This window comes from Streptomyces sp. WI03-4A (genome assembly GCF_033792105.1).
In the GTDB taxonomy this organism is placed as follows: Bacteria; Actinomycetota; Actinomycetes; order Streptomycetales; family Streptomycetaceae; genus Streptomyces; species Streptomyces collinus_A.
Genome location: NZ_JARAUO010000036.1, coordinates 94707 through 101241 on the forward strand (window position 1 = coordinate 94707; position 6535 = coordinate 101241).

The 6535-nt window shown below is 76.9% G+C and carries 3 protein-coding genes; 1 reads left to right on the forward strand and 2 read right to left on the reverse strand.

Annotated features, from left to right (window positions below):
- Positions 1-3 precede the first annotated feature (3 nt).
- Positions 4-1263, reverse strand: a complete 1260-nt coding sequence (locus tag PV343_RS29700; protein WP_319150107.1) for an MFS transporter — start codon at positions 1261-1263, stop codon at positions 4-6.
- Positions 1264-1367: 104 nt separating this feature from the next.
- Between PV343_RS29700 and PV343_RS29705 the strand changes: the two genes are divergently transcribed.
- Complete coding sequence (locus tag PV343_RS29705) at positions 1368-2381, forward strand: LacI family DNA-binding transcriptional regulator (protein WP_319150109.1); 1014 nt, start codon at positions 1368-1370, stop codon at positions 2379-2381.
- 18 nt (positions 2382-2399) lie between these two features.
- On the opposite strand, the gene PV343_RS29710 is transcribed toward PV343_RS29705, so the two are convergent.
- A partial coding sequence (locus PV343_RS29710) for a cation-translocating P-type ATPase (RefSeq protein ID WP_319150110.1) occupies positions 2400-6535 on the reverse strand: 4136 nt, incomplete at its 5' end.

Consider the following 6535-nt stretch of genomic DNA (forward strand, 5'->3'; position numbering starts at 1 on the left):
ACATTACGCCCGATCCCCTGAGCTGAAACGGGGTTCGACGGCACGATTTGGATCATTTTCCGATGAAGCCGCAACGACCCCGCCCCGCACGGGAGCTGCGAGGACCCGTCCGGTGGCGAGCAGGACCAGCAGGGACACGGTCCCGGCGGCGGCCGGCAGCGCGAACCCCCACAGCGCGCCACCGGTCTGGACGACCGGCCCCGCCAGGCCCGTTCCGACCGAGGCGCCCACGGTGAACGTCGTCACCAGCCAGGAGAACGCCTCGGTGACGGTGCCGCTCGGCGCGTGCCGGTCGACGATGATGAAGGCGCAGGCGATGCAGGGCGCGAGGAAGACTCCGGCGACCAGGGTGAGCAGCACCATGGCGATCGTGTCCGGCATCAGCGTGAGCGGCAGGTAACAGACCGCCAGAAGGGCCACCAGGAGCCGCAGTCGCCGTTCGGGGGTGCCGCCCCACTGGCGGGCCCCGTAGACGGTGCCGCCGATGAGCGCCCCGAGGCCGAGCGCGGCCATCAGCCAGCCGTAGACGGCGTCGCCGCCGTGGTCGTCGGCGTAGGGCACGGAGGCGACGGTGATGGAGCCGAGCGCGATGCCGATGAACAGGAAGGCACCGAGCAGCGCGAGCAGGCCGGGCGAGCGCAGGGCGCCCAGCCAGTGCGCCTCGCGGGGCGCCGAGCGCCACGCGCGCGAGGGCGGCGAGACGACCACCGAGAGGGCGCCGAGGACACCGACGGCGTTCAGCACCAGCAGGGCCGCGCGCTCCGACCACAGCGAGACGCACAGGGTCACCAGCAGGGGGCCGACGGTGAACATGACCTCCTGGGCGATCGCGTCCATGGCGTACGCGGTGTGCACCTGCTCCTCGCGGCGCAGTACGGAGGGCCACAGGGCGCGCAGGCCGCCCTCCAGCGGCGGGGTGAACAGGCCCGCGGCCGCGACGCAGACGTAGGCGAGGGGCAGCGGTTCGGTGCCGGAGAAGGCGAAGGCCGTCATGGCGAGCGCCGCCAGGACGGCGGCGGGCAGTTGCACGCGCGGCTGGCCGTGCAGGTCCACGAGCCGGCCGAGGACCGGCTGGCCGACCGCGTTGGCGACGCCGTACACCGCGGCGAGCGCCCCGGCCAGGCTGTAGGTGCCGCCGTCGGCCCGGACGAAGAGCACCAGGGCGATCGCGGCCGTCGCGTTGGGCAGCCGGCCCACCAGCGTGCCGGTCAGCAGCCGGGCCGCGTGTCTCGCCCTGAGGATCTCCAGGTATCCCGCGGCCATGCCCGCCTCCAAGTGTTACGTATAACCCCGCCGCTCATACGTACCATGTGCGCTGTTCACGCGTCCAGACGAGCGGCGACCCCACGCAGAGGAGCAGGCCCACGGTGCCACGCAGCAGCACGCGCCCGACCAGCCGTGACGTCGCGCAGGCGGCCGGGGTGTCCCAGGCGGCCGTCTCGCTCGTCCTGGGCGACAAGTGGCGCGGCCGGGTCTCCGAGGCCACCGCCGAACGGGTCCGCGCGGCCGCGCGCGAGCTGGGCTACCGGCCCAACCTCGCGGCCCGCAACCTGCGCCTGGGCCGCACCCGCACCGTCCTGCTCGTGGTGCCGGCCCTGACGACCGAGTTCTTCGCCGGCGTCTACACCGGCGCGGCGCGCGTGGCGGCCCGGCACGGCTTCGGGGTCGTGCTCTACCCCTCCCCCGAGGGCATCGGCCCCGCCCGTGACCCCTTCGCCTCCGCGCAGGCGGCCCTGGACGGCGTCATCGCCTCCTCGATGGCCGCCGACGCCCTCACCGCCATCCGCGGCGACCAGCTCCCGCTGGTCATGCTCGACAGCGATCCCGAGGGCAGCCTCGGCGCCGCGACCGTGAACCTGGACATCGCCGACGGCGTCCGCCAGGTCGCCGAGCACCTGCTCGGGCTCGGGCACCGCCGCTTCCTGCACCTCGCGGCCGACGTACCCTCCTGGACCTTCGAGCTGCGCGCCCGCGAGCTGGCGGCGCGGCTGGCCGCCGTCCCCGGCACCGATCTCAGCACGGCCGCCGCGCCGATCTCCATCGACGACGCGGTCGCGGCCGCCGAGGCCGCGCTCACCCGGCCCGGCCCCCGGCCGACGGCCGTGGTCTGCGACGACGACAAACTGGCCGCCGGCGCCTACAAGGCCATACGCCGCCTCGGCCTCCGCGTCCCCGACGACGTCTCCGTCACCGGCCTGGACGACCTCGCCCTCGCCACCGCCCTCGACCCGGAACTCACCACGGTGCGCCTTGACGCCGAGCGGTTCGGGGAACGCGGCATGGAGGCCCTGCTGGCGGTCCTGGAGGGCCGGGAGCCCGGGGGCGCGGACATCCCCGTCGAACTGGTCGTACGGGGCTCCACCGCGCCCGCGGCCGGCTAGGCGGCGGGACGTCCGCGCTCAGCCGGCGGCCGGCACCAGCCGGAGCACCGTCTCTTCCAGGCGGGGCAGGGCACGCTGGCCCGCCAGCGCGGCGAGGATGCCGAGGGCGACCCCCGCCCACGCCACCGGACCCAGCGGGGTGCAGCCGAACGCGCCGCTCACCCCGGGCGTCTCGATCAACGCGACCAGGGCCAGCGCCGAGCCCAGCGCGGTGAACCGCACCAGCGGGCTGTCCCTGCGGTCCAGCAGGGTCTGGACGAGCTGGGTGCCCACGACCCCGCACAGCGCCATGGTGCTGGACCGGCGCTCCGTCCCCGGCGTGAAACGGCCCACCAGCCAGGCCGTCAGCGCGCCCACGGACGTGGTCAGCGCCCGGTGCCGGATCTGCCGGATCAGCGGCTCCCCGAGCACCCCGCCGGCCACGTCCTCCGGGGCCCTGGGGCCCGTCTGCCGGCCGGCCTCCTGGCCGGCCTTCGGCGTCACCGCCACCGCCATCGCCGGGAACAGGTCGGTGAACAGGTTCACCAGCAGCATCTGCCGCGTCGACAGCGGCGCGCGGCCGGACACCAGCGTGCCCAGCAGCCCGAAACCCACCTCGCCGGCGTTCCCGCCGATCAGGATCGCGATCGCGTCCGCCACGCTGTGCCACAGGGCACGGCCCTCGCCGACCGCCGCGATCAGAGCGGTCAGGTCCTCGTCCGTCAGGACGATGTCGGCGGCGTTGCGGGCCGCCGCCGAACCGCGGGCGTTGATCCCCACACCGATGTCCGCCGCCCGGATCGCCGCCGCGTCGTTCGCGCCGTCGCCGACCATGCCGACCACGCGGCCCGCGTCCCGCAGCGCCTCGACCACCTGGAGCTTCTGCTCGGGAGCCACCCGGGCCACCACGGACGCGTCGCGCAGCATCCGCGCCCGGGCCGAGCGGTCCGCCGACGCCAGCTCGTCGCCCGTCACCACCACCGGCTCCTCCGGCCAGCCCAGACCGCGCGCGATGGCCCGTGCCGTCTGCGGGTGGTCCCCGGTGAGCATGACGGGGCGCACCCCGGACTCGTACAGGCCCTGCACCAGCGCCTCGGACGTCTCCCGGGGCACGTCCGACAGGGCCAGCAGCCCCGTGAACCGCAGCCCGCGCAGCGGCTCCTCCAGGGCCGCCGCCCCGTCCTCGCCGTCGGCCAGCCGCCGTTCGGCCACGGCCAGAACCCGCAGCCCGTCCCCCGCCAGGTCGTGCGCCGCGTCGGAAGCCCCGGGCGCGAGGTCCTCGCACGCGGGCAGCACGGTCTCCGGCGCCCCCTTCACGACCAGTACGGCGCCGCCGTCGTCCGCCCGGCCCACGGCGGCCGCGTACCCCCGCCCGGCCTCGAAGGGCAGCCCCTCCGACTGCACCCACCCGGGGTCGTCTCCGGCCGCGTCGAGCACCGCCTCGTCGGTGGCGTGCATCGGGCGCTCCGACCCGCCGTTCAGCCGGGGGCAGGCGCGCGCGGCGACCCGTACGGTCTCCGCCACCGCCGCGTCACCCGCGGCGCGCACCCCGCCTCCGGCGTCCGACGCCCGCACCAGGCGCAGCCGGTTCTCGGTGAGGGTGCCCGTCTTGTCGAAGCAGATCGTGTCCATGCGGCCCAGCGCCTCCAGCGTGCGCGGCGTGCGCACGAGCACGCCGCCACGGCTCAGCCGCCGTGCCGCCGCGAGCTGCGCCACCGTGGCCACCAGCGGCAGCCCTTCGGGCACCGCGGCGACCCCGACCGCCACCCCGCCGCTGACCGCTTCCCGGATCGGCGTACCGCGCAGCAGCGCCACGCCGGTCACCGCCGCGCCGCCCGCGAGCGTCCACGGCAGCGCCTTGCGGGTCAGCTCCTGCAGCCTGGCCTGCACACCGCCCGCCGGGGGCGTCCGCGCGGCCAGGTGGACGGCACGAGCGGCCTCCGTCCGGTCGCCGGTGTCCACCACCACCGCCCGGGCCTGCCCGGCCACCACCGTCGTGCCCTCGAACACCATGCAGTGCCGGTCCGCCACCGGCGCGTGCGGCGTCGGATCGGTCTGCTTCTGCACCGGCAGCGACTCGCCCGTCAGCGCGGACTCGTCGACCTCGAGGCCGTCCTCCCACAGCAGGCGCGCGTCCGCCGGGACGACGTCGTCGCCCTTGAGCTCGATCACGTCGCCCGGCTCGAGCCGCCCGGCGTCCACCGTGCGGGTGCCGCCCGCCGGCGCCTCGCTCTCCGGCGGCGCCACCCGCGCCTTCTGCTTCTGCTCCGCCACCAGACCGGACAGCGCCCGCTCGGCGCGCAGCCGCTGCACGCCCCCCACCAGCGCGTTCAGGTCGAGTGCTCCCACGACGAGCAACGCGTCCACCACCGAGCCGAGGATCGCCGACGCCGCCGAACCGACGGCCAGCACCGGCGTCAGCGGGTCGTGCAGCTCGCCCCGCACCGCCTGGCCGAGCTCCACGGTCCAGCGCGCCGGGGCGACGGCCGGGTGCCGCGTCACGGCGCGGACGGCGCCCCGCACCCCCTCGCCCGCCCGCCGCAGCGGCGTGGGCGTACCGGCCTCCGACTCCCGTTCCAGCCGTTCGCGCGCCTCCCGCGGGTCCAGTTCGTGCCAGTGCACCCGGGGTCGGGGGTGCGGAGCCCCGGCCACCGCCACGGACAGCGCGGCCCGCGCCCCGGACAGCAGGGCGCCCGCGGCGCCAACGTCCACCGGCGCGTGCCGCAGGCCCGGCAGCACCGACAGGCGCCCGCGGCCGCCACCGGACTCGCCGATCGCCACGAGCAGCCCGGAGAGCGCCGCGCCCGAGCGCGCCAGCATCTGTGAACGGCGGCCCACCGTGCGGGCCGCCGGGACCGCCGTCAGCAGCCGCCACACGTCCTGCAGACCGTGCAGGGCCAGCACGTCCGCGCCCCACACCACGGCACCGGCCGGATCGGCCAGCGCCACCGCCACGTCGCTCGCCCGCAACCCCGCGAAGACGTCCCGTTCCTCCGCCGAGCGCAGCCGGGCGACGGTCAGCACCGCCCGCTCGTCCTGGCGCAGCTCGTACACCACGTCGTCCAGCGGCCGCCGGGCGTCCACCACCTGGTCGGCCAGTCCCGTGAAGTCCTCCAGCACCGGATCGTCCACCACGACGACCCGCAGTCCGGCCCGCCGTGCCGCGTCCAGCACCGGTTCCACCCACGGATCGGCCTCGCCGTCCGCCCCGCGCAGCGCACTCGGGTGCAGGACGACCGTGCCCACCAGCTCGAGCTGCCGCAGCCGCTCCGGATCGCGCACCAGCACCCCGGACCGGGCCAGCATGCCCCCCAGCACCGCGTGGAAGACGGCGGGGCCGTAGCGCGCCGCCTTCGGGGAACCGGCCAGCACCGCCTCCGCGGCCTCCGTCGCGTCGTGCTTGACCAGCAGCGTCGCCAGCGCGCCCAGCACGCTGCCGGTCGCCGCGTGCGCCGCGTACTCCTGGGCCGGGGTCACCCGGGGCGCCGGCCGCGGCGCCCCGTCCGCGCCCACGCTCACCCGCTCCGGCGCGCACAGCTCGTCGTGCACGGCGTCGAAGGCGGCGGCCCGCGCCACCGCCTCGGCGAGCTGGCAGCCCCGCAGCGCGCCGTCGAGCACCAGGGACGACGGGGTCTGCCCGGCGCCGTGCGCCGCGGCGTTCGCGCAGGCCAGCGCCAGATCCATACCCGGCCCGCCGAGTGTCCCGCGCAGCACGCGACGGACCCGCGGGTTCTCCCGCAGGAACGTCACCGCCGCGGTCACGGCGCGCGGCGACGGCGGCAGCCGCAGCGCGTACGCCGTGAGCGCCGCACCGGTGCCGAGCACGTCCGCGGCCAGGGCCGTCGCGGCCACCCGCACCGCCACCGGGTCGGCCGGGTGCGTGATCTCCTCCGGGCCCGCGTCCGCCGCCAGCTCGAGGCCGTGCCGCTCCGCCACCTCCTGCGCCCGGTCCAGTACCCGGTCGCCGAACCGCTCCTCGGTGGCCGTCACCACCAGCCGGGCCAGCCCCTCGTCCCAGTAGGCCAGCAGCACGTCCGGGTGTTCCGCCAGGGCCGCCGCCACCCGGCGCGCCACCTGCTCCGTGCCGTGCCGCGCGGCGGCGGCGTCCGCCGGCCGCAGGGCCAGGTGCTGCCGGGCCCCGGCCCGCCAGCGGTGGCCGCCGCCCGGCATCGCGT